Annotated in this window: 21 protein-coding genes; 11 read left to right on the top strand and 10 right to left on the bottom strand. The window is 42.4% G+C overall.

The window, feature by feature from the left end:
• Positions 1–3 precede the first annotated feature (3 nt).
• Positions 4–2,052: a vWA domain-containing protein gene (locus IEX80_RS03590; RefSeq protein WP_188831930.1), complete on the bottom strand. Its 2,049-nt coding sequence runs from the start codon at positions 2,050–2,052 to the stop codon at positions 4–6.
• 172 nt (positions 2,053–2,224) lie between these two features.
• Between IEX80_RS03590 and IEX80_RS03595 the strand changes: the two genes are divergently transcribed.
• The 6 genes from IEX80_RS03595 (at position 2,225) to IEX80_RS03620 (ending at position 9,357) form a co-directional block, all read left to right on the top strand.
• Positions 2,225–3,220, top strand: coding sequence for an aldo/keto reductase (locus IEX80_RS03595; RefSeq protein ID WP_188831931.1), 996 nt, complete (start codon positions 2,225–2,227; stop codon positions 3,218–3,220).
• 59 nt (positions 3,221–3,279) lie between these two features.
• Positions 3,280–3,738: a DUF3592 domain-containing protein gene (locus IEX80_RS03600; protein WP_188831932.1), complete on the top strand. Its 459-nt coding sequence runs from the start codon at positions 3,280–3,282 to the stop codon at positions 3,736–3,738.
• Positions 3,739–3,799: 61 nt separating this feature from the next.
• Complete coding sequence (locus IEX80_RS03605) at positions 3,800–4,975, top strand: dipeptidase (protein ID WP_090525657.1); 1,176 nt, start codon at positions 3,800–3,802, stop codon at positions 4,973–4,975.
• Positions 4,976–5,048: 73 nt separating this feature from the next.
• Positions 5,049–6,005: a thioredoxin-disulfide reductase gene (gene trxB, locus IEX80_RS03610; protein ID WP_090526227.1), complete on the top strand. Its 957-nt coding sequence runs from the start codon at positions 5,049–5,051 to the stop codon at positions 6,003–6,005.
• Positions 6,006–6,289: 284 nt separating this feature from the next.
• Positions 6,290–8,593, top strand: coding sequence for a family 20 glycosylhydrolase (locus IEX80_RS03615; RefSeq protein WP_188831933.1), 2,304 nt, complete (start codon positions 6,290–6,292; stop codon positions 8,591–8,593).
• A 17-nt stretch (positions 8,594–8,610) separates the two neighbouring features.
• On the top strand, positions 8,611–9,357 hold the full coding sequence (locus tag IEX80_RS03620; protein ID WP_188831934.1) for a hypothetical protein: 747 nt from the start codon (positions 8,611–8,613) through the stop codon (positions 9,355–9,357).
• 121 nt (positions 9,358–9,478) lie between these two features.
• Here the strand turns inward: IEX80_RS03620 and IEX80_RS03625 are convergent, their stop codons facing one another.
• Both IEX80_RS03625 and IEX80_RS03630 read right to left on the bottom strand, forming a co-directional pair.
• Positions 9,479–11,107, bottom strand: a complete 1,629-nt coding sequence (locus tag IEX80_RS03625; RefSeq protein WP_090525663.1) for an acyl-CoA carboxylase subunit beta — start codon at positions 11,105–11,107, stop codon at positions 9,479–9,481.
• Positions 11,108–11,288: 181 nt separating this feature from the next.
• A complete protein-coding gene (locus IEX80_RS03630) occupies positions 11,289–11,873 on the bottom strand; it encodes an LOG family protein (RefSeq protein ID WP_090525665.1) in 585 nt (194 codons plus the stop codon).
• Between the two features lie 97 nt (positions 11,874–11,970).
• Here IEX80_RS03630 and IEX80_RS03635 point away from each other — a divergent pair, with 97 nt between their 5' ends.
• The gene (locus IEX80_RS03635) at positions 11,971–12,750 is read left to right on the top strand and encodes a hypothetical protein (protein WP_090525667.1); all 780 of its coding nucleotides are present in this window, start codon (positions 11,971–11,973) and stop codon (positions 12,748–12,750) included.
• A gap of 78 nt (positions 12,751–12,828) precedes the next feature.
• On the opposite strand, the gene guaB is transcribed toward IEX80_RS03635, so the two are convergent.
• The 3 genes from guaB to IEX80_RS03650 all read right to left on the bottom strand — a co-directional run bounded on the left by guaB (position 12,829) and on the right by IEX80_RS03650 (position 17,203).
• Positions 12,829–14,301, bottom strand: a complete 1,473-nt coding sequence (gene guaB / locus IEX80_RS03640) for an IMP dehydrogenase (protein WP_090525669.1) — start codon at positions 14,299–14,301, stop codon at positions 12,829–12,831.
• 278 nt (positions 14,302–14,579) lie between these two features.
• Entirely contained in the window at positions 14,580–15,857 is a 1,278-nt protein-coding gene (locus IEX80_RS03645; protein ID WP_090525671.1) for a M16 family metallopeptidase, read from the bottom strand.
• A gap of 107 nt (positions 15,858–15,964) precedes the next feature.
• Positions 15,965–17,203 (bottom strand): M16 family metallopeptidase, encoded by a 1,239-nt coding sequence (locus IEX80_RS03650; protein ID WP_090525673.1) that lies wholly within the window; start codon positions 17,201–17,203, stop codon positions 15,965–15,967.
• A 123-nt stretch (positions 17,204–17,326) separates the two neighbouring features.
• Here IEX80_RS03650 and IEX80_RS03655 point away from each other — a divergent pair, with 123 nt between their 5' ends.
• On the top strand, positions 17,327–17,890 hold the full coding sequence (locus tag IEX80_RS03655) for a HEAT-like fold family protein (protein WP_090525675.1): 564 nt from the start codon (positions 17,327–17,329) through the stop codon (positions 17,888–17,890).
• A gap of 138 nt (positions 17,891–18,028) precedes the next feature.
• On the opposite strand, the gene IEX80_RS03660 is transcribed toward IEX80_RS03655, so the two are convergent.
• From IEX80_RS03660 to gpmA, 4 genes are all read right to left on the bottom strand, one after another.
• The gene (locus IEX80_RS03660) at positions 18,029–18,373 is read right to left on the bottom strand and encodes a phosphoribosylpyrophosphate synthetase (RefSeq protein ID WP_090525677.1); all 345 of its coding nucleotides are present in this window, start codon (positions 18,371–18,373) and stop codon (positions 18,029–18,031) included.
• A gap of 176 nt (positions 18,374–18,549) precedes the next feature.
• Positions 18,550–20,160 carry a hypothetical protein gene (locus IEX80_RS03665; RefSeq protein ID WP_217633109.1) on the bottom strand — a complete coding sequence of 537 codons (1,611 nt, stop codon included), beginning with the start codon at positions 20,158–20,160 and terminating at the stop codon, positions 18,550–18,552.
• Between the two features lie 424 nt (positions 20,161–20,584).
• Positions 20,585–21,070 carry a hypothetical protein gene (locus IEX80_RS03670; RefSeq protein ID WP_090525680.1) on the bottom strand — a complete coding sequence of 162 codons (486 nt, stop codon included), beginning with the start codon at positions 21,068–21,070 and terminating at the stop codon, positions 20,585–20,587.
• A gap of 89 nt (positions 21,071–21,159) precedes the next feature.
• Complete coding sequence (gene gpmA, locus IEX80_RS03675) at positions 21,160–21,849, bottom strand: 2,3-diphosphoglycerate-dependent phosphoglycerate mutase (RefSeq protein WP_176624717.1); 690 nt, start codon at positions 21,847–21,849, stop codon at positions 21,160–21,162.
• A gap of 190 nt (positions 21,850–22,039) precedes the next feature.
• On the opposite strand from gpmA, the gene IEX80_RS03680 reads away from it, so the two are divergent.
• From IEX80_RS03680 to IEX80_RS03690, 3 genes are read left to right on the top strand one after another with little or no spacing between them, the layout of a single operon-like run.
• The gene (locus IEX80_RS03680) at positions 22,040–22,630 is read left to right on the top strand and encodes an acetate uptake transporter (RefSeq protein ID WP_129570160.1); all 591 of its coding nucleotides are present in this window, start codon (positions 22,040–22,042) and stop codon (positions 22,628–22,630) included.
• Between the two features lie 23 nt (positions 22,631–22,653).
• The gene (locus IEX80_RS03685) at positions 22,654–23,037 is read left to right on the top strand and encodes an SRPBCC domain-containing protein (RefSeq protein ID WP_090525689.1); all 384 of its coding nucleotides are present in this window, start codon (positions 22,654–22,656) and stop codon (positions 23,035–23,037) included.
• Between the two features lie 58 nt (positions 23,038–23,095).
• Positions 23,096–23,872, top strand: a complete 777-nt coding sequence (locus tag IEX80_RS03690; RefSeq protein WP_188831935.1) for an HAD-IIA family hydrolase — start codon at positions 23,096–23,098, stop codon at positions 23,870–23,872.
• Positions 23,873–24,128 lie beyond the last annotated feature (256 nt).

Here is a 24,128-nt window from a genome sequence, read left to right on the forward strand (position 1 = left end):
GATCTATCCAGCCTGAATAACGCCCTGTTGATCAGGCTTATAAAACCTGATTAACAAAATTTCTGCAAGCAGGAAGATCAGCGCCAAAATTATACAAAGTTTCCATAATTGTGTGCCAAAATTTGATTCGGCAACAACACTTTTTAATGAACCGCTTCCTGCTGTTAATAAGGGCTTTGCATTTGGTAGTATTTTTTCGAGATCGGCCGCCGTAAAATAACTCATATCTGATTCTGCCCGGTTATCGTTAAGAGCAAGTGTTGCCAGCGTACTGTCCTGCTTGCGGAGCGAATAAATTCCGGGTTCATTTAATTGATCAGAAACATATAACAACGTACTTCCCTCCTGCTGCCTTACATCCGGGATAACGCTTTGATTGCCTTTGGTGAGTTTGAGCAATTGCTTTTCGGTGGTTTGTACGGGTGGTACCTCAAAATTTTCGTCGGCACCAAAAGTGTAAAATAAGGGTTGGTCATGCCCGCTTAATAATGCCATCCTAAAAAGTATGGGTACAAACAGCGCATGCCTTGGCAGGTTACTAAAATCTTCGCTAAGAGGTACAGCACACATGTAAACATTCCCTTTTCCGCTGCTGTAACCCTCCCAAAAAGCTTCGCCGGTAGCAAGGTTCATCAGGCTTTCCTGCTTAGAACCGCTTTTACTCAGCTGATAATATTTTTTTACGGATGGCAAATCAGGATTTTGAGGAAAGCTCTCAAATACATTTTTAAATACTGCGCTCTGTTTGTTGATGGAGGCTACTTTTACGTCCTGGGTTATTAGCTTTTCAGGATATCCGGCATTTAAGGCTAATAAAAATGACTTATAATTAGCCAGATCAGCATCGGCCGACGGAAATACAACCAGCGTCCCTCCTTTTGTCACGTAGGTTCTCAACTGCTGTGCCAGTCCGGTAGCTATGGTTTTAATGTCGCTGATAATTACTATAGGGTAGCTATTAAGTGCAGCGTAATCAACGTTACCATCGGTTACACGGGATGCAGCAAAGAAAGCGTCAGATGCAAAAACAGCCTTCAGATATGGATTTGGAGCGCCTCCATCTATCAGCAGAACCGGCATTTGCTCCTTTACATTAAAACTAAAATAAAACTGGTTGTCAAATGTGACCGGGTTGTCCTGCAACTGAATTTCACCGCTCTGCCATCCAGGTTTTAAGCCCGAAAATGATAAGGTATCATTTTGAACATGGCGGGCATTGATACTGAAGCTACCGAGCGCCTTTTGCTCACCATTAATTAATATTTTGAGGGGAATCTTTTCTGCTTTTTCTGTAGCGTAATTATGTAGGCGTACAACCAGTTTTTCACTTTCACCCGGGCGATGTACCGCACCAAGGAGCCAAATCGAATCAACAGCAACATTGGGAAGGTTCCCGGCTTTAAGCTGAACAAGGTTAACGGCAATATTACTATCGGCTTTCACTGGTTTATCATTTCTGTTTTTTTGAAAATCAGAAATAATAAACACCGACTTGGCAGCTCCCGGTTGATTTTGCAATAGGTTTTCCTGTCTGCTGATAACCTGTTGTAAGCTCCTGCTTTGTGAACTTACTTTAACCGCATCAACTGCATCATTAAATTCATCACGGCTCAATAGTCTTTGATGTTTACCTTCAAAATCTTGCGTAAGTAATTGAAACCGATCATTAATATTATAAGCCGAAGTAATTTCCTTAGCACGGCGTTTGGCTTCATCAAGTAACGAGCCCTCGCGGTTAAGGGTTTCCATGGAGTAAGAATTATCCACAAAAACGCTGATCACCTGCTGTTTACCAGCATTAGCATTTTGCGCGCCGGGGATATAAGGTCGGGCAAATGCCAGTATCAGAAATAACAAAGCAAGTAAACGCGACGCCAATATCAATCGCTCCTTCAAATTGCGGCGTGAAGCCTGCTGTTCCTGCACCTCTTTCAGAAACTGTACATTACTGAAATATACCTTTTTGTATTTACGAAAATTGAACAGGTGGATCACAACCGGGATAGCCAGGCTCAGCAACGCGAATAAAAAAGCAGGATATAAAAAATACATATTTTATATAGATGGTTGTGCTATTTACAAATGTGGTAATTTTTTAAATATGCCGATGTGCAAATTTCAGATGCGTAGGTTTTAGCCTGGCTTTATTCATACATCTATAGATGCCCCTTTCAAATCATGTATAAATAAATATATTTGGTGCATACATCAATCTACTTAAAAAATGGAATACAGAAGATTAGGCGAAAGTAAACTAAGCGTATCGGCAATAACTTTTGGGGCATGGGCTGCTGGCGGCTGGATGTGGGGAGGCAATGATGACCAGGAAGCTATTGATGCCATGCGCGCGGCTTACGATCTTGGAATAACATCAATTGATACAGCCCCAGTTTATGGACAAGGTAAAAGCGAAGAGCTGGTGGGCCGGGCTATTAAAGACCTGCCCCGGGATAAGGTACAGATCCTGACTAAATATGGCTTGCGCTGGGACCTTGCTAAAGGTGAGTTCTTTTTTAAGAGTAAAGACAACAACGGGAAGGATATTGATGTATATCGATATGCCGGTAAAGACAGCATTATTGCCGAGTGTGAAACCAGCCTCAAACGTCTTGGTACCGATTATATCGACTTGTACCAAATTCATTGGTCGGACAAAACTACGCCTATTGACGAAACGATGGAAGCCATTTTACGTCTTCAGGAACAGGGTAAAATTCGCGAAGCAGGTGTTTGTAATTATAATTTGAGTCAAATGCAAATCGCTGCCAAAACCATTAAGCTGGCGGCAAACCAGGTTCCGTTTAGCATGGTAAACCGCGCTATTGAAGATGAGCTAATTCCTTATTGCATCGAGAATAGGAAAGCGATATTAGCTTATAGTCCCCTTGAGCGTGGTTTATTGACCGGTAAAATGAAACCCGGCCAAAACTTTGATGAGGGCGACCATCGCGCAGGCGTCAAATACTTTAAAGATCAAAACATTGAGCGTACCAATGCCTTTCTTGCCAAAATAAAACCATTGGCCGACGAAAAAGGTGCAACTTTAGGGCAATTGGTTATCCGCTGGACAATCAATCATCCAGGCATAACTGTAGCGCTGGTTGGCGCCCGTAATGCCGAACAATCTGTTCAAAATGCCAAAGCCATCAATATTCATATCAATGGAGAGGAAATGGAGTTTATCAATAACCAGTTAAGTGATTTGGTGATTGCTGGATAAACATCTTTAACACCGCGGAGAGCTATTAGTCTCTTCGCATGATTATATAAACCTGAACCATGATCATTGATACATTACTATATAGCAGCCATTTAATATCAAGCAATAATCCTACAATAACTGCTTTGACACTGGGGGGTACCGGAGCCATATTTAGCCTGTTTGGGGCTATACTATATGATAGCCACAAAAAACTCATGAAAAGAGGTATACAAGTTGAGGGTACGGTTATAAGTATTGAACATGAAAGGAGCAATAAAGATTCGATGGTATTAAACTACCCGGTAATTAGATATCGGACATTACAAAACGAATTGATAACAAAAAAACACAACATTGGTATCAGCAGATACTCATATAAAGAGGGTGATTCGGTAAATGTGGTATATGATCCTGCTGATAATTCGCTATTTACATTAAATGACAGTTCTTCAAAAAGCGTCCCCATTAGCTTCATTTTACTTGGATTAACGTTATTAGCTGCATCAATTATTATTTTCATAGTGAAAGCTGGATAGCCAAAATCGGTAAAATCGAAAAAACATGTGAATCAGCGGTCAATTTCCTTATCTTCCAATTATGAAAAGATCGTTATTATTATTTCTTTTATCACTCACGCTAAAACTATCTGCCCAAAACGTACAGCAAATTCATCAAAAGGCAGTTCTAATTGATGCCCACAATGATGTTATTTCAAATGAGCTGATAACCAAAGTTGATTTAAGCAAACATCAAAGCGAAGGTAACTTCGATTTGGTTCGTGCGAAAGAAGGCGGGCTTGATGCACAAATCTTTTCTATCTGGTGCGGTGAGAGTTATGGTAAAGGATCCGGTTTTGCCTTTGCTAACCGGGAAATTGATTCTTTGTACGCGCTCATCAAGCGTAATCCTGATAAAATAGCTTTAGTGCGCAACACCAAAGAACTTAAAAAAGCTGTGGCCGACAAAAAGCTGGCGGCGTTGATTGGTGTTGAAGGCGGGCATATGATCGAAGACAGGATGGATTACATCGACAGCCTTGCTAAACGTGGGATGCGTTACCTCACCCTCACCTGGAATAACAGTACTTCATGGGCAACTTCAGCACGTGACGAGGTTACTAAAAAAGATAGTTTGAAACATTTAGGGCTCACCGATTATGGTAAGCAGATTGTTAAACACCTGAACGAGCTTGGTGTTATGGTTGACGTATCGCACGTAGGTGAACGCACTTTTTATGATGTACTGGCAACTACCACAAAGCCTGTTATCGCTTCACATAGCTGTGCTTATAGTATCGATCCATTTCGCCGCAACTTAAAGGATGACCAACTAAAGGCGCTGGCAAAAAACGGCGGTGTGGTATGCATTAATTTTTATAGTGGCTTTGTAGATAGTACCTATACACCCAAAGTGCTTAAGTTTTTGGCGCTGCATAAAACAGAGCTCGATTCATTGACCAAAGTTTATCATGACGTCGATCTGGCCAATATCAGGATAAACGCCTTGTATAAATCGGAATCAGACAAGCTCAGACCACCGCTTGAGCTGCTGATCAAGCATATCGATTATATTGTGAAACTGATAGGTGTTGATTATGTGGGTATCGGGTCGGATTTTGATGGTGCCGAATCATACCCTCTTGGTTTGGATAGCGTTGCTGATTATCCAAAAATAACCGGAGAACTATTGAAATTAGGCTACAGCCAAAAAGATATTGATAAAATATTAGGTGGAAATGTAATGCGGGTGCTTGCCGCAAATACAGGCAAATGATGTCACTTTGTTGACGATATGCGCTTTGCCTTATGCGCTTAAAATCGTAAATTCGCAACTCATTTATAATAAAATGTCTCAAGAAACTGAACACGTAAAATGCCTGATCATAGGCTCAGGTCCTGCAGGTTATACTGCAGCTATATATGCTTCCCGCGCTGATCTTAAGCCAGTTATGTATACTGGTTTACTGGCAGGCGGCCAGCTTACACAAACTACCGAAGTTGAAAACTTCCCGGGCTATCCGCAGGGCATTATGGGTCCTGAACTGATGGAAGATTTTCGCAAACAGGCTGAGCGCCTGGGTACCGAAATCCGTTTCGGATATGTTAGTTCTGTAGATTTTTCAAGCCTGCCACATAAAGTTGTAGTTGATGATGTGAAAACCATCACAGCTGATACCGTGATTATTTCAACCGGAGCTTCGGCCAAATGGCTTGGTTTAGAGTCTGAACAAAAATATAGCGGCTTTGGTGTTTCTGCATGTGCAGTATGCGATGGTTTCTTTTTTAAAGGCCAGGATGTGGCTATTGTTGGTGCCGGTGACACCGCTGCCGAAGAAGCTACTTATTTAGCTAAACTTGCCCGCAAGGTATATATGATCGTTCGCAGGGACGAGTTCCGCGCTTCAAAAGCGATGGTTCACCGCGTGCTGAACACTCCAAACATTGAAATATTATATAATACCGAAACCAAAGAAATTTTAGGCGATGGTCAAAGCGTTACTGGTGTTAAAGTAATTAACAACCAAACAAACGCCGAAACCGATCTTGATGTTACAGGATTCTTTGTAGCAATTGGTCACCACCCTAATACCGATATTTTTAAAGGCTGGTTACATATGGACGAAACCGGTTATATCATCACCCGTCCCGGTTCAACTGAGACCAACGTTGAAGGTGTATTTTGCGCCGGCGACGCCCAGGATCACATTTACCGCCAGGCTGTAACAGCAGCCGGCACCGGCTGTATGGCCGCTATCGACGCTGAGCGTTATCTGGCTGCCAAAGAGCATGTGGTGACGGCTTAATTAAAGTGATTAGAGATTGGAGGTTAGAGATTAGTGTCTTAGCCTCAAAAAAGCGATAGGTTTTGCCTGTCGCTTTTTTATTTTCAAAGTACTCATCATTAAATAGCAACCGTGTTAGATTGCAATGGAAAGTCCACAGCGAGTATTGGGATTGTGGGCGGGCAAAGAGAGGCGAAGTATGTAATCATCTCTACTATTGAACTAACATTTTTACACATTAAAACTTTTTAAATTTTTTAAAAAAGTTTTATCTTACGGGCTCACACTAACCTGTTAGATAAATTATGTATAAAAAGGCTTCTTTAGTACTGCTTGCCGTGCTTGCAGTGTACACCTCCACTGTAAACGCACAGGACACGGATCCAAACCTGGGTATTATCCCCGCTCCTGTTTCCTTGAAAAAAGCTTCCGGGCAATTTGTTTTGAGCCAGGAAACTACCGTTCAGGCAGATACACCATCAAATAAAGCGGTGATATTTTTTAAAGATTACCTTGCCAACAATAAGGCTTATAACAAACCGGTTGCTTTAAAAGGCAGCAGAAGCAACAACGTTATAACTCTTACTGCAGCCGGTACCGAAGGTTTACCTGCCGAAGGTTATCGCTTAACCATTACGCCACAACAAATTACTGTTGCTGGCAAAGGGGCTGGATTATTTTACGGTGTGCAAACATTACTTCAACTGATGCCTACCGAACATTCCGCTACCATAAAGCTGCCTGCCGTGCAAATTGAAGATTACCCGCGTTTTGGATATCGTGGCGCAATGCTTGATGTTGGTCGTCATTTTTTTGGGATTGAGATGGTTAAGAAATATATCGACCTGTTGGCTGCTTATAAACTGAATACTTTTCACTGGCACCTTACCGAAGATCAGGGCTGGCGCATTGAAATAAAGAAATACCCTAAGCTTACCCAAATAAGCAGTATGCGTGCACAAACGCTTATAGGTGGTTATCACGACCGTACGCCACAACAATTTGATGGGACACCGTACGGCGGCTTTTATACACAAGATCAAATCCGCCAGGTAGTAAAGTATGCCTCAGACAGGTTTGTTACCATAGTACCTGAAATTGAAATGCCGGGACACTCTAAAGCTGCGCTTGCTGCTTATCCCGAGTTAAGTTGTGACCCGTCAAAAACGTATCAGCCTGCCGAAACCTGGGGCGTATTTAATGATATTTATTGCCCTAATGAAAAAACCTTTGCTTTTTTGCAGGATGTTTTAACAGAAGTGATGGCGCTTTTCCCGAGCAAATACATTCACATTGGCGGTGACGAAGCTCCGAAAGATGCCTGGAAAAGTTCGCCATTTTGCCAGCAATTAATAAAAAAATTAAAGCTGAAAGATGAGCACGCACTGCAAAGTTATTTTATACAACGCATTGAAAAGTTTTTAAACTCAAAAGGTCGCAGTATCATTGGCTGGGATGAGATTTTAGAAGGTGGCCTTGCCCCTAACGCTACAGTTATGAGCTGGCGCGGCGAAGAAGGTGGAATTGCAGCAGCTCAACAAAAACATGATGTGATCATGACACCGGGAAGCAACGGTTTATATATTGATCATGGCCAGGGAAAACCAAGCCAGGAACCTTTGAGCATTGGCGGTAACGAACCATTATCAAAAATTTACAGCTACAACCCTACCCCTGCTGTGTTAACACCAGATGAGCAGAAATACATTAAAGGTGTACAAGCCAATTTGTGGACAGAATATGTAGCAACCGATGCCAAGGTAGAGTTTATGCTATTGCCGAGACTGCTTGCCCTGTCGGAAATAGCCTGGTCGCCATTGGCTAATAAAAATTATGTTGATTTTGCTGATACACGTTTACCTGCTCATTTGGCCTGGCTGGATAAAAACGGTTTTGATTACCACGTGCCAACAGCTATAGGTGCAAAAGATACAGTGATGATAGGCAGTAAGTTAAATGCCGTATTAAAACCATCTGTTGAAGGTGCAAAAGTTCATTATACTATTGACGGTTATACCCCGCGCGAAACAGATTTGATTTATACTATTCCGTTGAATTTGGAGATACCTGTTGATCAATACCGCGAACTACAGACTATCGTTATCACTCCTTCGGGCAAACGGAGCAATGTTACCCGTACATTGGTTTACAATAAAGCGCCAATGGCAGCCGTTACTTATACAGGTACAGCATCAGGACTAAAGTATCAGGTTTTTCCTGGTCTTTACAGCAGTACAAACCAACTTGGCGTTATGCCTGCCGACAGCGGTGTAACCAAAACCTTTAATACGGCCGATCTGCGAAAAAATAAAGGTAAATATGGTGTGATTTATACAGGATTTATTAATATTGAAACAGATGGCGTTTATGGCTTTGCAACGTCATCCGCAGGTGGTTCGGTTTTATTAATCGATGACCAACCGGTAGTTGATAACGACGGAAAGCATACCATAAATGAACAAATGGGAGCTGCGCCGTTATTAAAAGGCTACCATAAGGTAACGGTAAAATATTTTGATCAGGGGATTGGCCCGGTATCGTTAAAAGTGTTTATTACCGCACCTGGTAAAGCAAAAGCCGAGCTAACACCAGATACATTATACAACTAAGTTGAACCCTAAGAAATATGACTAACAGGTTTTACCTTTTTGTACTTGCAATAAGTGCATTAATGGCTGGATGCGGTGGGCAGGAAACAAAAAAGCCTGCCGCTCCTACGGCACCTAAAAAGCCGGAACTGATGGCACCTTTCAGGTATCACAAACTGATAGAGGTGTCTCCGGGCCAAAGCTATGATATTTTGAGCTGGGGGCGCGGTGCCGAAGAAGCTGGTTCGTTCATGATATTGCATTCAGATTCGTCGGCCATAAAATACACTACAACAACCGGCGATTTGGATGGCGCAATTATTGATGTTTACAATTCGGATATGGATGTGGATGGCAATCCGGAGATCCTGATCCAGGCGAAATCAAAGGATACAACCAATTACACGTCAATTTACGCCTTTGAGTTTAACGACAATAATAGTAAGGCCAATAAGCTGGATTTTCCGAAGCTGACCAGCTCGCAGCGCAAAGGTTACCGTGGTAATGATAATTTCTATATTAAGGAAGGTAAGCTGATGCGGGAGTTCCCGATATTTAACGGAACCGGCAAAGATGCCAAACCATCAGGAGCAAAACGCCAATTGGAGTATGGTTTACGGGGTAATGAATTTACCGTTAAGCAGTTGAGCAAAGATTCGACAGATGTAAAGCAACCGGACAATCAGCCTGCTAAAACTGATGAGAAAAAATCATCAGATAAACAAAATTCATCGTCATCCTCGTCAAAACCATCTAAGAAAAAGCATAAAAAGCGTAGAGGGTAGTTTAGTTTGCGTTACAAACGAGCGCAAGGCGAAACAAATCAAAATATTAAAAGCGCCGTGATGAGCAGTTCATCATGGCGCTTTTTATTAATCACTAATCTCCAACCTCTAATCACTAAGATCACGTCTGCATAACCCCTACATTAAAAGCCTTTTCTATCGGTGCGTGGTTAGCCGCGTCGATACCCATTGAAATTACTTTACGGGTTTCAAGCGGGTCGATGATCCCATCAACCCAAAGTCGGGCAGCGGCATAATATGGAGTTGTTTGAGAGTTATATTTATCTGTTATCTGTTTCAATAACTCAGCTTCTTTTGTTGCGTCAATCTCTTCGCCTTTCGCTTTGAGGCTTGCTTCCTGGATTTGTAACAGCGTTTTCGCTGCTTGTCCGCCGCCCATTACCGCAATTTTGGCCGACGGCCAGGCATAGATCAATCGTGGATCGTACGCTTTGCCACACATGGCGTAATTGCCCGCTCCGTAACTATTGCCAATAACAATGGTAAACTTTGGCACTACTGAATTTGCTACTGCATTCACCATTTTGGCGCCATCTTTAATGATGCCTCCCTGCTCCGAGCGGCTACCCACCATAAAACCGGTGACATCCTGTAAAAACACCAATGGGATTTTTTTTTGATTGCAATTCATGATAAAACGGGTAGCCTTATCTGCCGAATCAGAATAGATCACCCCACCAAACTGCATTTCTCCTTTTTTTGATTTGATCACTTTGCGCTGATTAGCTACAATCCCTACAGCCCATCCGTCAATGCGGCCTAAGCCGCAAATGATAGATTGTCCGTAGCCATCTTTATAGGGTTCAAATTCTGAGTTATCCAACAAACGGAGTATGATCTCCTTCATATCATAGGCTTTTTCCCGGTTATCGGGCAGTATTCCATAAATTTCTTTTTCACTGAGTTTTGGAGCTGAGGGCTGGATCCTGTCGAAACCGGCTTTGGTATAATCGCCCGTCATACTCATGATATTACGGATGGAATCAAGAGCGGCTTGATCATTAGGCTGTTTATAATCGGTAACGCCTGAAATTTCGCAATGAGTAGTGGCACCACCGAGGGTTTCGTTATCTACATCCTCGCCAATGGCCGATTTTACGAGATATGATCCCGCCAGGAAAACAGAGCCTGTGCCTTCTACTATCATCGCTTCATCGCTCATGATAGGCAGATATGCACCTCCTGCCACGCATGAACCCATAATGGCGGCGATCTGGATAATTCCCATACTGCTCATGATAGCATTATTGCGAAAAATGCGGCCAAAGTGTTCTTTATCCGGAAAGATCTCGTCCTGCAAAGGCAGATAAACTCCTGCTGAATCGACGAGGTAAATGATAGGTAACTTGTTTTCGATGGCTATTTCCTGGGCACGGAGGTTCTTCTTAGCTGTTATCGGAAACCAGGCCCCAGCTTTTACAGTTGCATCATTGGCAACTACAACACATTGCCTGCCGGATATGTACCCAATGCCACAAATAACGCCACCTGACGGACAGCCGCCATGCTCGGCGTACATGCCGTCGGCAACAAAAGCGCCGAGCTCCAGCCATGGTTTATCTTTGTCAATGAGGTAAGCTACCCGCTCGCGGGCCAGCATTTTTCCTTTTTCTTTTTGTTTGGCTGCGGCTTTTTCACCACCGCCCTGATGTACTTTGTTAAGCCGGGTGTTTAGCTCATAAACAAGCTGCTTATTAATATCTTCATTTTTATTGAATTCGATATTCATAATTGGTTTTAGATAGGACAGGTAATTTAGAAAATTTCCTATCTAAAAAAGGAAATTGTAAACGGTTTTGTTTCAAAGGGATAAAACAGTTAGCAGTAAATAGTTGGCAACAGGCAGTTCATTAGCTTATAAAACCTTCGCAAACACCAAAACTTTTGACTTAAAACTTCGAACTTAAGACTTAAATAAGGTTTTTGTCTTTAAACCATACTTCATCCGGTTTTACGTCGAAATTATCCATCAGGTTTACCAGCTCTATCGGATCGCCTGAGGTAAGAATCAGTTCGCGATTGGTTGGCTTCAGAAAACGTTGTTCAACCATTACATCCATTTGTTTAAGTAACAGATCGTAAAAGCCGTTGACGTTGAGCAAGCCGATAGGATGGTTATGCAAACCCAACTGCAGCCAGGTTAGCACCTCAAAAAACTCCTCAAGAGTGCCCCATCCGCCCGGAAGCGTAATGATGCCTTCACTAAGATCGTTCATCATTTGTTTACGCTGATGCATATTTTCTACAATGTGCAACTCGGTTAAACCTGTATGTCCTACTTCTTTATCCATCAAAAACTGCGGGATTATACCGATAACTTTACCTCCCCTGCTTAACACAGCATCGGCCATCAAACCCATAACGCCAACTTTACCGCCGCCAAACACAAGTGTAATGTTACGGCTTACCATAACCTCTGCCAATAGTTCGATGGCTTGTTTTAATGCAGGATCGCCATTGAAATTGGCACCGCAGAACACACAGATAGATTTCATGCTCAATGATAACAAAATTTGTTCAATGGCCTATTAAGGTTTTGTTACCTGTTGATTGTATGTTATCCAATATTTATATATTTAGAAAAATTATCACATGAAAAAACCTATCTTAACCATTATCACGTTTTTTATTGTTGCAGTGCAGGCATTCGCACAAAACATCACAACTCCTAATGTTGAGCAAAAAGACGATCAATCAACAATCATCAAAAAAATAGAAACCAATAGTCAGTATACTATTGTGACCTTTGAAAACTATGCTTACCAGGATAATGCGTGGCTACAGCTCAATAAAGAGATCTTTATTCAAACTGATTTAAGCAACGCACATTATGAGTATGTTAAGTCGGAAAACATAGCCATGGTACCCAATAAAAATGTATTAAAAAAGGCTGGTGATAAGCTTGAGTTTAAGGTATATTTTAAAAAAATACCTTCTGCTGCAAAATCCATTGACATCATAGAGCATGCCGGGTTAAGCAGGTCGGGAATTAACTATTTTAATTTTTATAATGTTAGTTTAACTGAGCAAGCTGCCGCAACCAAGCATGTCAAGGTAACCGATGTTGTATTGCTTCCGCCACCACCTGTAGCCACGGATACAGCCTCAACAGGACTATTTAATGGAAGCCCCTCTAATGACATGCAAAACGCGATGAATTCTATGGGACCGATGTACGCATCGATGGCAAAATCAGTGCTTGATGCTCAACTCGCTTACTTTAAGCAGCCCGGCAAAATAGCCGAAATAGCTAAATTAAATAAAGATTATTTTGATGCACTTGTTAAAGTGGGATTCAATTACGAACAGGCGTTAAAGATCATCACCGCGAACGGTTTAATTTCAAAATCATCATCAGTGACCGGCCAATAGGTTATTATCAAAAACAAAAGCGGCTGAAAGATAGAGGATCTTTCAGCCGCTTTTGTTTTATGCAGTTTATATTAAGAATTACCTGCTTGTATAGTTAGGCGCTTCTTTAGTGATAGTAATATCATGCGGATGACTTTCGCGCATACCAGCAGCGGTGATCCTCACAAATTTGGCACGTTGGAGGTCTTCGATATTGGCAGCACCGCAATAGTGCATGCCGGCACGTAAACCACCGATGTACTGGAAAATCACTTCGGCCATGCTGCCTTTAAACGGCACGCGACCAACAATTCCTTCTGGTACCAGTTTTGTCACTACATCGGTTTCATCCTGAAAATAGCGGTCTTTTGAGCCTTTGGCCATCGCCTCAACCGAACCCATACCACGGTATGATTTAAATTTACGGCCTTCATATATAATAGTTTCGCCGGGCGACTCTTCAACACCGGCAAATAATGAACCTGCCATAATTGAGCTTGCGCCGGCGGCAATAGCTTTAACGATATCTCCGGTTTGTTTAATACCGCCATCGGCAATTACCGGAACCCCACGACCTTCAAGTGCCTTGGCGCATTCATATACCGCGTATAACTGTGGTACACCCACACCGGCAATGATACGGGTTGTACAAATCGAGCCCGGGCCAATACCTACTTTAACCGCATCAGCACCGGCATCAGCAAGTGCGATAGCAGCATCGCCTGTTGCGATGTTGCCGGCAATTACCTGTAGGTTAGGATAGAGTTTTTTAACTGCCTTAACCATATCAATAACTCCTTTTGAATGGCCATGAGCTGTATCAACCGTAATTACGTCAACACCGGCATTAACCAGGGCGGTTACCCGGTCAATGTTATCGGCGGCCACACCAACGGCTGCACCAACACGTAAACGACCGTATTCGTCTTTACAAGCGTTAGGGAAGTTTTTAACTTTCTGAATATCTTTATAAGTGATGAGGCCTACCAGTTTCCCATCTTTATTCACAACCGGTAGTTTCTCAATCTTATTACTTTGCAATATGTTGGCAGCGTCAACTAAAGTAGTTCCTTCAGGTGCAGTGATCAGGTTGGTTTTGGTCATTACTTCGCTCACGGGAACGCTCATATCTTTTTGGAAGCGAAGATCACGATTGGTGATAATGCCTTTCAGATTATGATCGGCATCAATAACCGGGATACCACCAATGCTAAATTCCCTCATGATCTGGAAAGCGTCTGCAAGCAAGGCGTCTTCCAGTAAAGTTACCGGATCCTGGATCATACCGCTTTCTGAGCGTTTAACCTTGCGCACCTCGTCGGCCTGTGCCTGTATGGTCATGTTTTTGTGTAACATGCCTATACCGCCTGCCTGTGCAATGGCAATAGCCAGATCAGCCTCAGTAACGGTATCCATGGCTGCCGAAATGATAGGAATGTTTAACCGGATGCTTTTAGTTAAGTAAGTGCCGGTATTCACTTCGCGCGGTAACACTTCTGAATAAGCCGGGAGTAGTAAAACGTCGTCGTAAGTTAATCCTTCGGCAACAAATTTTGATGGGTCTAACTGCATAGCAAATAATTATTTTGGAGTTATTATTTGCCGGGCAAAGGTAATAAAATATTTCGGATTTTGGAATTTCGCTTTTCTATTTATTTAAAATTGCCTTAAGATGATAATTCGGGATTTGGGATTTCGAATGTTCGATTTCGGATTTATTTTATTTTTACTGCTCAAATCCATTCAAGAATTTTGGAATTTCGCTTTCTGATTCGCCGTTAGACAAATCAAAAAGCGAAATTCCGAAATCAAAGTAATCCGAAATCGAACATCCCAATTCCGAAATCAAATTAATATTTCCCTACAATCACTTTATAAAACTGATCGAAGTTGAAATACGTATTGGCCAGTTGGATCAGCTTATCTGAAGTTATGTTTTTTACGGTCACCGTGTACCTGTCATAATAATCGTAATCCAAACCTGCAAAATAGATGGTTTTGAATTTATCAGCATGTGAAAATACATTTTCCAAACTTCCTAATAATGAGCCTAACATGTAATTGCGCACCAGGGAAAGTTCCTCTTCCGGTACCAGTTCGGTTTTCAACAGGTTCATTTCTTTTTCAATCTCGGCAACCGCCGACTTACAAACATCTGCACCAACCTCTGTCGCTATAAAGAATGATCCGCCCTGCTTAAATGACGCCAGCCCTGATCCTATACCATAGGTATATCCTTTATCCTCGCGGATATTAGCCATTAACCGCGATCCAAAATAACCACCGAATACTGTATTTAAAACCTGTAACGCCTGGAAGTCTTCATGCGAACGGTTGATGATAGGCGTACCTATCCGGATAGCCGATTGCAAAGCTTCCGGTTTTTCTGTAAAATAAAACAGGTCGGCGGCGGCTTTAATATCGGGCTGAATTGTAACCGCCGGGGTTGGGCTGTTTTCCCAGTCTTTATCAAACGTATCGGTAAGCAATGTCAGCATTTCAGGCTCAATCTTACCCGCTATAACGATAGTGCAATTGGAAGGCTGGTACATTTTTTTGTAATGTGCCAGCATATCATCATGCTGTAGGGTTTGATAGTCGGTCATCTCAGCAGCATATCCAAAAATGGTAGTTCCATAAACAGCCCTGTTAAATGCTCTGCGGGCCACCACATCATTTTTTTGCAGACTAACCTGCAATTTTTGTTGTTGGTTGCGCTTAAAGGTTTCCAGTTCCTTCTTCGGAAAAATGGAATTATTCAGGATATCGGCAATAACCGGTAAAGTATGGTGCAGGTGTTTATTTAAGCTATACAGTGTTACCTGCGAGTTTTCATATCCATAGTCAACCTGTAAAAAGGCGCCGTAAAAGTCAATTTTGTCGGCAATCTGTGCAGCAGTTAAAGTTGTAGTGCCATCAGTAAGCATGGAGTTTACGGCCATGTTAAGCAATGGTTTCGCCGGATCAAAGCTTAGGTTACCGAAGACCCACTCAATGCGCACAAGCTCCTGGTCGCCGGAGTTAAAGCAAAAAATGTTGCAGCCATTGCTTAGTTTCTTGTGCTCTGGCCTAATCAGATTAATATTATCGATAGCCCTGAATTCGGGGGCTAATTTTCTGTTGATCATATGTATATTGTTTATCTGAATCAGAATTTACAGAATTTTACAATTCACAGAATGCCATTTGAAATTCAGCTAATTCTTAAATTCTGTAAATTCTGATTCAGACGGTTTTATTTCTCAGCCAAATAAATAAGTGTTGATGAATTATCTTTTCTGAACAGTTTATTGGCTTGTGCTTTTACCTGGGCAGCGTTTACAGCAAGATATTTTGCTGTTTCATGGTTGATCAGGTCAGCATCACCCAGCAATTCAAATGAGGCCAGGTTCATGGCCTTATCCAATAGCGACATTTCGGAAAATATCATGGTTGACTCGGTTTTGTTCTGAACTTTAGTAAGTTCATCTGCCGGGATTCCCTCAGTTTTTATTTTCTCCAGTTCCTCCCATAATGCAGTCTCTGCCTGTTCAATGCTGATGCCATCGAGCGGTTTGCCTTCTAACACAAACATGCCTTTATCCAAACTGCCGGTAATATAGGCATGCACCTCGCTAAAAATCTGTTTTTCCTTAATCAGCGATTTATATAACCGTGATGAATTGCCGCGCGAAAGAATATCCGAAAGCAGCTCTACCACATAGTAATCTTGATCTGTGCGGGCCCCCATCTGAAAAGCGATATACACATCATTGAGTGGTACTTTGGCGGTAACCGTTTCGCGGCGGGCTTCCTGCTGTTCAGGTTCCTGGGGAAGGCTGCGGTGATATCTTTCGCCGGCCGGGATCGGAGCAAACCATTTTTCGGAGAGCTCTTTTACCTGTTCAGTTGTTACGTTACCCCCTACTACCATAATGGCGTTTTGTGGGTTATAATGTTTTTTGAAGAACGCTTTTACGTCTTCGATTTGTGCATCCTCGATATGTTTGATGGTTTTGCCGATAGTCGCCCAACGATAAGGGTGTTTTTTGTAAACCAGCGGACGAAGCTTTAACCAAACATCGCCGTATGGCTGATTTAAGTACCGCTGTTTAAACTCCTCTATAACTACGTTACGCTGCACCTCAAGGCTTTTTTCGCTAAAAGCAAGGCTCAGCATCCGGTCACTCTCCAACCAAAATGCGGTTTCCAGGTTAGCCGATGGCAGAGTGATATAATAGTTGGTGATATCGTTGCTGGTAAAGGCATTATTTTCACCTCCTACCCTTTGCAGTGGTTCGTCATAAACAGGGATATTGACTGATCCGCCAAACATGAGATGCTCAAACAAATGGGCAAAGCCGGTTTGTTCAGGATCTTCATCGCGTGCACCAACATCATATAAAATGTTAAGCACCGCCATTGGCGTTGTATTATCTTCATGCACAATAACCCTAAGGCCATTGTCAAGTGTGAATCGGTTGAATTTAACCATGTATCTCTTAAATTTTTAATACGGATAGCAAATGTATAACTTTTGATGACATTGAAAGTGAATGCCAAAAATGAACAAGTGTTTTAGGTTAGGCCCCGGTATTTTTTTACTTTTAGGCTACCAATGACCCGCGACGAACTTACCCAAAAAATAGCGAATACCATAGGCAAACTCAAAGTGCTTGAATTAAGCCGTATTTTGACGGAACAACAGTTTGATTTGCGCGACCTGATAGAGATTACCTTTCATGCTGATAAACCCCTCGGGTTCCGTGCGGCGTGGCTCCTGGAAAACATGTTTTTAAAAGATCCTGAGGTGTTTACCAATAATCTTGAATATTTGATTGAACGGTTACCACAGGTTACCAATCCAGGCTGCCAAAGGCATTATGCTAAAATATTGATGCACGCCACCGAAGAAAAAGAACAATCGCCGGTAAAACAAAAACTGAACAGCATCGATCTTGAACCAGCGGTTGAGCAGCTTTTTGACTGGATGATAGATCCAAAAGTTAAAATAGCGGTGAAAGTATTTGCTGGTTGGGCTTTGTTTAATTTGCGGCACCGTTACCCCTGGGTGGCCGATGAGCTACCGGCCCAGCTTGAATTTTTAACGCGTAATGGTACGGCGGCTATCCAGTCGGCAGGAAAAAAAATGACGAAGGAATTGAGATCTAAGCCTCTCTAATCCCCCGAAGGGCAGACGTTTAAAAATTGGCTGTTATATTAAAAGCCAAAAGCCGCCAACAAATATCCCGCTGTCCCTACAGAAATATTTGTCACCGACTTTTAACTTAAGATTTTTGACTTAAGACTTTCGACTTACTTACGCAGTGGGCCTGTCGTCGCCGTGCAGGTTATGACTTACCTGCCCATGATGCAATTTGGCAGCTAACGCGGATGAGCTATCATCGGCATAAGTACCATAAGCATTTACCAGCACTCCTTTTAAGTTATATTTTGATGATGATACAGCGTATACTATCGACATATCCGATGGGTTACTTGGACCTTCAAAGCGGTAAAACTCATCAATCTCAAAATCATCAGCGGTCATCCTGATATCTTTTTCTTTATCATCAATTGTATCGCCATCAAGGCTAAGGTTGGCCGTATATCCCCTCTTCATGAGGTCATTAGTGGCATCCACTAAGGTTTCATAATTTTTCATGGTGATGTTTTTGTATAGGTAAAACAGAAGATGAGTTCATTGATCACCTTCGTATAATATATAACTGCAAAAGCAACTAACTTGTTTGAAGCGGGGTAATAAAAAGTCCGGTTGCCACGGGCAACCGGACTTAAACTAACAAATGAAAATTCTCCCGTTCTAAGGTTATTTTATGCTTACTGGGCTTTGGCCAGCCAGAATGAAGCATTTAAATGAAATGACGAATGCGAGGTATATCCTGACGGAGCATCACCCGACCAACCATTAAACAGGTTATCGCCTGTATCACCTGTGCCGTCATCGGCGTCCGAGCTGTCGCCGATCCAAACAACACGGCCGCTTCCATAGGTTGCCAATAATGCCATAGCGTTGGCATTGCCACCATTGGTAGCGCTGTTACGCCAGAATAAGCCCTGTACGGTTGAGTTGTTGGCCGGGAACAAGGTTGCTGTAGAACCATCGTAGAAAGCCATTTTTGAAGCAGTACCTGCCGCACCATTCAGCACTTTTTGCGCATCGGCATTGGAGCCGGTATAAACGTTGGTTGACGGGCTTTCGTTGATATCAACATAATTTACACTAAAGCCGAAAGGGTTGTTGTTATTGATGCCATTGTTGGTCATTAAGTCATTCCAAACCCTTGGCGAATCATAACCATCACCATCGCGGTCTGAAGGATTGTAGCCATTAGCATCGGTACCGGCAGTTGTTGCCGCCGTATGATCAGCTATCATAAATAAACCACCACCGTTTGCTACAAAGTTCATCAAAGCAGTTTTCTCGGCGGCAGTAAATAAGCGGTTAGGTTCGCAAACAACAAATACATCGTAATTGCTCAAATCCTGGGCTCCACCGCCGCCATAAGTGATGGCAGTGCCTACAGGTAACGATTCAACCAGTTCGCCTCGTTTTACCAATTCTACAGCCCATGCTGAAAGAGCGCCTTTCCAATAAGTTTCGGTAGTAGATGAAGTAATACCTGTGTATGACGGAGTAGGAATGCGTTGTGCCTTGGTTTCGGTAGTGGTACCGCCTGTGTAAATAGCAACCTGCTCAGTGCCGTCGGCATCTATTTGCCAGTCGGCGCTGCCTGCATTTTCCAGGTGACTTGCATCAAACAGGAATTTTTTGCCTGTAAGTACAGTACCCCCGCCTGTACCGCCGCCGCCGTTATCATTAATGGTGATATCATCAATATTGATACGGTTGGTGCCGCCGGATAATTTACGGATCTCTAAACGTACATTACCGGTTTGTGTAACAGTAAAAGTTGATGTAGTAAGGGTTGCAGTAGTAGTAATTGCTGAGCCGGATTGCGTCCAGGACGAACCTCCGTTAACAGAATAAAACAATCCCCATGTGCTTGGAGTATCGCCATTATAAGTTGCACTTTTAATAGTAACAGTACTTATGCCGGTAGTAACATCAAACAACATGGTAATTTTACCGGTATTGCGTACACGGGCACTCCATGAGCCTGCTTTTTGATCTGCTGCGAGATTACCGATCAGGGCATCATACATATTCCATGAACTGCCGGATAGGGTAACATTGTCGCCGCTTGATGAACCGGTTGGTGATACATCATAAGCAGTTTTTGGACTGGTTGCGCCAACTTCAAAACCCTGTGTTAAGGACACAGCTAAGGTTTTAATCGTTTTTGAACCGGTTGCAGTTTGATCAGCATCTTTCAATGCAGGCATCTGGCCATTTTTCTGACAGCTTGCCAGCATGCCTGTTGCGGCAGCGGCCAATACCCACATACGTAGATTAGTAAGTTTTAGCATAATGATTTTTTTAGGTTTTAATGTATAAGTTAATAATGTTAAATTATACGGTAAAGCTGCACAAAGGTTAATTCGTAATTATTGCTATTTCATTAACTTATTGTTAAGTAAACCTTGAAACTTTTTACATTTATATAAAGTGTTCCATTTTCAGAAGTGGAACATTGTGGAATACTGCGCATTTATGTTACCACTGGTTATCAACAACTTAAGTGGTTCAAAAAGTGAAAGGTAACTATATTGCTAATAATCAGATATTTAAGATTTTTGGCGTTTTTTTTAGTGGAACACCCTTTGGTCATACACATCAGGTGTGGACAACCCATGGTTGAAAGAGTTTTGACAACGGTTAACATATGGCCGGCCGCAAACAAAAAAAGCGTCCAAAAAGGCCGCTCTTTCAATACATTAAAGTTGTTCAAATTTATTTGGCAAAATAAGCCCCTATCCTTTTGGCAAATGCCACGGTAATTATGCCGATAAATATTTTTGCCCCTGCCGATATTACACTGCTTTGTTCATTAACGTTAGCAAGCGTATACAGGTGATATAAAAAATCAGGGATAGTGCCAACTAACAATAACCCTCCTATTATTACCAGGGATATTTCGTAGATGACTTTTCGTTCGGCAAAAAGTTTCGCGTTTTCCTGGTAATCACTTTCATTAGTGATCCAGCGGGTGATCCTTTTAGTACCGGCAATTAACAGCACCGCCAATATGATCAGGAAAATAAAGTTTAACCCGTTTACCAACAAAAGGTTTCCCTGATCGGCAGGCTGCTGTTCGGCAGGGGAACTTGCATGGTTACCGATAAAAGTGATCAGGCCGGGAAGTTTAGAGATATCGGCCACCAACAGGTATATACCCAGTATTTTAATGGCGACCTCATAGATATCGGATTTTTTCATTCGTCTTAATTAGGGATTAATTGGTTTATGGCTTACAAGATAAACAATTGTGCTACATAAAAAAGAGAAATGAAGATCCGGAGGGTAAATTATTCCAGGTAATAATGCCTGATCCTGTTTAAATCCCCATCAAGTTCATAAACCCAGGGGGTAGCGGTAGGGATTTCCAGCGAAGTGACTTCCTTATCATTTAAATTATCAATATATTTTATAAGCGAACGCAGGCTGTTACCATGTGCCGCTACAATAACCTTTTGATTGCGGCGCAAGGCCCTGACAATTCTTTCGTTCCAAAAGGGCAATACCCTGTCCATAGTTTCGCTCAGGTTTTCGGTCAGCGGGAGCTCACGCTCGGTCAGGTCCTTGTACCTGAGATCATGACCCGGATAGCGCGCATCATCTTTGGTTATAGCGGGCGGGTGTTCATTAGGGTCGCGCCGCCATTTTAACACCTGTTCTTCGCCGTATCGGGCAATGGTTTCATCTTTATTTAACCCTTGTAAGGCACCATAAAACCGTTCGTTCAACCGCCATGATTTTTCGACGGGGATCCATAAATGATCAAGTTCTTCCAAAATATAATGGAGCGTTTTAATGGATCTCTTTAAATAAGATGTAAAGCCGATATCAAAATTGTAGCCGTTTTTATTAAGGATCTTTCCGGCGCGATGGGCCTGTTCGTAACCTTTTTCTGACAGGTCGACATCTTCCCAGCCTGTAAATCTGTTTTCCTGGTTCCAGGTACTCTCGCCGTGGCGTATTAATACTAATTTTTGCATAGGTAGGTGTCTCTAAATCCCCTCTAATGGGGAAACTTTTATTGTTTGTTATTTAAAAGTCTGCTCTGCCGGACATGCTTTTAGTGGGGTTGTTTAATTATTGCAAAAGTAGGTTAAGGGTATGAAAAACTTGCTTAATATTTATAAATAAGTTAGCTTGCGGTACAAACCAAATAAACTAAAACCTATTATGATCCCTACCACACCAGTACCAGTGAAGGATGGCATTGCCAACCCGGCGCCGCTTGGCCTTTGCGCTTTCGGAATGACCACCGTTTTATTAAACATTCACAATGCCGGTTTTTTTGAAATGAACACCATGATATTAGCTATGGGCATATTTTACGGCGGTTTGGCGCAAGTTATTGCCGGTGTTATCGAAGCTAAAAAGAACAATACCTTCGGGCTGACCGCATTCACCTCTTATGGATTTTTCTGGCTTTCATTAGTGGGCCTATTGGTAATGCCTAAATTTGGCTGGGGAGCTGCGCCATCTGAAGGGGCCATGATCGCTTACCTAAGCATCTGGGGTGTATTTACCCTGCTGTTGTTTTTTGGAACATTGAGGCTTAACCGTGCGCTGCAATTTGTTTTTGCATCGTTAACTATATTATTTTTCCTGTTAGTGGCTGGTGATGTCACCGGCAATGCAGGGATTAAGCACCTTGCCGGTTATGAAGGTATTATTTGCGGGGCATCGGCTATTTACACAGGTATCGCTAATGTTTTGAATGAGATTTATGGAAAAACCGTTTTGCCGATTGGCCCGGTGAAGGTTTAAATTATTTGAGCTAAATTGCGCGGGTGAAAGATTATAAAAAATATTACAGCATACCGGCCACTCCCGAAGAGATATACATGGCCATCACCAACCCGGTTACAATTGAATTGTGGACTGGCGAAGTCGCCGAAATGTCGACAGAGCCCGGTACCGAATTTTCTATGTGGGATGGCAGTATCGTGGGTAAAAACGTCGAGTTTGAACCCAATAAAAAGGTGGTTCAGCAATGGTATTTTGAAGGACAAAGCGATAATTCTATCGTTACCATCAAATTACATGCTGATAAGCAAGGCACTTCGGCCGAGTTAAGGCACACCAACATTCCCGATGATGATTATAATGATATTGTTGACGGGTGGAACGAGAGTTACTTTGGCGGCCTGATCGATTTTTTTGAGGGAGCTTAAAACACCGGGTATTCAACACCACCTCTTTAATAAAACAAAACATTTATAATTTATACGCATGAAACAAGGTCTTTTAATTGATATGGATGGTGTAATTTACAGCGGCGAAGAACTGATACAGGGCGCCGATAAATTCATCAAACACCTTATTGATAACAATATACCATTTGCCTTTATGACCAACAACAGCCAGCGCACCAGCCTGGAGGTTGTACGGAAACTTAAAAGATTGGGAATAACTGTAGAAACAAAACATATTTATACAAGCGCCATGGCTACCGGGAAATTCCTGGGCGATCAAAGCCCTAACGGTACCGCTTTTGTGCTTGGCGAGGGCGGCCTATTGAGCAGTTTGCACGAAAACGGCATCACGCTTGTTGATTCCGACCCGGAGTTTGTTGTCTTGGGCGAAGGCCGCAACTTTACATTGGAAATGGTGCAGCGTGCGGTCGACATGATCCTGGCGGGCGCCAAGTTTATAACCACCAACAGGGATCCATCCCCTAAAAAACCGGGCTGGAACAATTTGGGTATTGCAGCTACAACAGCCATGATAGAGGAAGCTACCGGCCGTAAGGCTTTTGTAACCGGCAAGCCAAGCCCGGTAATGATGCGCTCGGCAAGGAAATTCCTGGGCCTTGAAACTGCCGAAACGACTGTAATTGGCGATACGATGGAAACTGATATCCAGGGCGGTGTACAAATGGGATATAAAACTATCCTGGTGCTATCTGGTATCTCCAGTAAAGATCAGTTGAGCCATTACGCGTTTAAACCGGATATGGTAGCGAGCTCGGTTGATAAGATAGTTTTTCCGCTTAAGTGGTGGTCATAAAATAGATTCTGTATCCTCATTTAAAGCGGACGATCCACAAGATCGCCCGCTTTTTGTTTTTAGATATTTTAATAGGTAGGCAGAAATCCGGCAATAAGGTACAGCACTTAAAATATAAAATAACCTGTAACGAAATCTTTAATATTCGCGTCCCATTTAAAAACTTACCTCATGCAAAACATGCAATCTTCTCACATACACAATAAATATACCCGGATGCTTATACTTACCTGTTTAGTTTTGTCCGGGCTCATCT

The sequence above is a fragment of the Mucilaginibacter rubeus genome (genome assembly GCF_014643835.1).
In the GTDB taxonomy this organism is placed as follows: domain Bacteria; phylum Bacteroidota; class Bacteroidia; order Sphingobacteriales; family Sphingobacteriaceae; genus Mucilaginibacter; species Mucilaginibacter rubeus.

Bases quoted from the DNA above. Each gene is read 5' to 3' on its own strand.
- trxB (WP_090526227.1), top strand. From the start codon at position 5,049: ATGTCTCAAGAAACTGAACACGTAAAATGCCTGATCATAGGCTCAGGT.
- IEX80_RS03625 (WP_090525663.1), bottom strand. From the start codon at position 11,107: ATGAATATCGAATTCAATAAAAATGAAGATATTAATAAGCAGCTTGTT.
- IEX80_RS03670 (WP_090525680.1), bottom strand. From the start codon at position 21,070: ATGAAAAAATCCGATATCTATGAGGTCGCCATTAAAATACTGGGTATA.
- gpmA (WP_176624717.1), bottom strand. From the start codon at position 21,849: ATGCAAAAATTAGTATTAATACGCCACGGCGAGAGTACCTGGAACCAG.
- IEX80_RS03660 (WP_090525677.1), bottom strand. From the start codon at position 18,373: ATGAAAAATTATGAAACCTTAGTGGATGCCACTAATGACCTCATGAAG.
- IEX80_RS03690 (WP_188831935.1), top strand. From the start codon at position 23,096: ATGAAACAAGGTCTTTTAATTGATATGGATGGTGTAATTTACAGCGGC.
- IEX80_RS03655 (WP_090525675.1), top strand. From the start codon at position 17,327: ATGACCCGCGACGAACTTACCCAAAAAATAGCGAATACCATAGGCAAA.
- IEX80_RS03680 (WP_129570160.1), top strand. From the start codon at position 22,040: ATGATCCCTACCACACCAGTACCAGTGAAGGATGGCATTGCCAACCCG.
- IEX80_RS03630 (WP_090525665.1), bottom strand. From the start codon at position 11,873: ATGAAATCTATCTGTGTGTTCTGCGGTGCCAATTTCAATGGCGATCCT.
- guaB (WP_090525669.1), bottom strand. From the start codon at position 14,301: ATGCAGTTAGACCCATCAAAATTTGTTGCCGAAGGATTAACTTACGAC.
- IEX80_RS03590 (WP_188831930.1), bottom strand. From the start codon at position 2,052: ATGTATTTTTTATATCCTGCTTTTTTATTCGCGTTGCTGAGCCTGGCT.
- IEX80_RS03600 (WP_188831932.1), top strand. From the start codon at position 3,280: ATGATCATTGATACATTACTATATAGCAGCCATTTAATATCAAGCAAT.
- IEX80_RS03665 (WP_217633109.1), bottom strand. From the start codon at position 20,160: ATGCTAAAACTTACTAATCTACGTATGTGGGTATTGGCCGCTGCCGCA.
- IEX80_RS03635 (WP_090525667.1), top strand. From the start codon at position 11,971: ATGAAAAAACCTATCTTAACCATTATCACGTTTTTTATTGTTGCAGTG.
- IEX80_RS03595 (WP_188831931.1), top strand. From the start codon at position 2,225: ATGGAATACAGAAGATTAGGCGAAAGTAAACTAAGCGTATCGGCAATA.
- IEX80_RS03645 (WP_090525671.1), bottom strand. From the start codon at position 15,857: ATGATCAACAGAAAATTAGCCCCCGAATTCAGGGCTATCGATAATATT.
- IEX80_RS03615 (WP_188831933.1), top strand. From the start codon at position 6,290: ATGTATAAAAAGGCTTCTTTAGTACTGCTTGCCGTGCTTGCAGTGTAC.
- IEX80_RS03605 (WP_090525657.1), top strand. From the start codon at position 3,800: ATGAAAAGATCGTTATTATTATTTCTTTTATCACTCACGCTAAAACTA.
- IEX80_RS03650 (WP_090525673.1), bottom strand. From the start codon at position 17,203: ATGGTTAAATTCAACCGATTCACACTTGACAATGGCCTTAGGGTTATT.
- IEX80_RS03620 (WP_188831934.1), top strand. From the start codon at position 8,611: ATGACTAACAGGTTTTACCTTTTTGTACTTGCAATAAGTGCATTAATG.